This is a genomic window from Acidovorax delafieldii 2AN (assembly GCF_000175235.1).
Lineage (GTDB): Bacteria > Pseudomonadota > Gammaproteobacteria > Burkholderiales > Burkholderiaceae_C > Acidovorax > Acidovorax delafieldii_B.
In genome coordinates this window covers 1-677 of sequence record NZ_ACQT01000606.1, presented here as the reverse complement: position 1 = coordinate 677, position 677 = coordinate 1, and the positions used below count along the sequence as shown (strand labels likewise).

The 677-nt window shown below is 71.8% G+C and carries 1 pseudogene; it reads left to right on the top strand.

The features are described from left to right. Positions 1 to 677: pseudogene (locus tag ACDELDRAFT_RS23330) on the top strand (translocation/assembly module TamB domain-containing protein); the annotation flags it as partial.

The following is a 677-nucleotide window of genomic DNA, read 5'->3' as shown; positions in this document are numbered from 1 at the left end:
ACGAAGTTATTACGGCCAGCCCGCAGCCCCGGGCAGCGGGGCATTGCGCATGCTGCGGGTCCTGGGCACACTGCTGCTGGCGCTGGCGGCCCTGCTGGTCACAGCGGGTGCATTGCTGTGGTGGTGGACAGGCAGCGACACGTCACTGGCCACCAGCCTCGCCCGCGCCGCACAGTACCTGCCCGCCGGCCAGACGCTGGAAAGCCGCGAGGTCAGCGGATCGCTGCGCAGCGGCGGACGCATCGGCTGGCTGCGCTGGAGCAGCCCCACCCTGACCGTGGAAGCGAGCGAGATCCGCCTGGGCTGGCAACTGGCGCCGCTGCTCAAGCGCCGTCTGGAGCTGGGCGAGGTGCATGCCGCACAGGTACAGATCACGCCCCGGCCCCGCCCCGACGCAGAGCCCGAACCGCCGCCCACGCCCCCGGCCGAACTGGTGCTTGCGCTGCAAGTGGGCGTGCCATTTCGGGTGGACCAGTTCCAATGGGCAGGCTCACCTGCCGTGGAGGCCCGTTCCCTGGTGGGCGACTACCGGTTCGATGGGCGCGAGCACCGCCTGACCATTGCCGGCGTGGAACTGGCGCAAGGCCGCTACAGCGCGCACGCAACGCTGGGCGCCCGCGTCCCTCTGGCGCTGCACGCCACCGTGGACGGCACGGTGAACACGGCCGCCCCGCGGA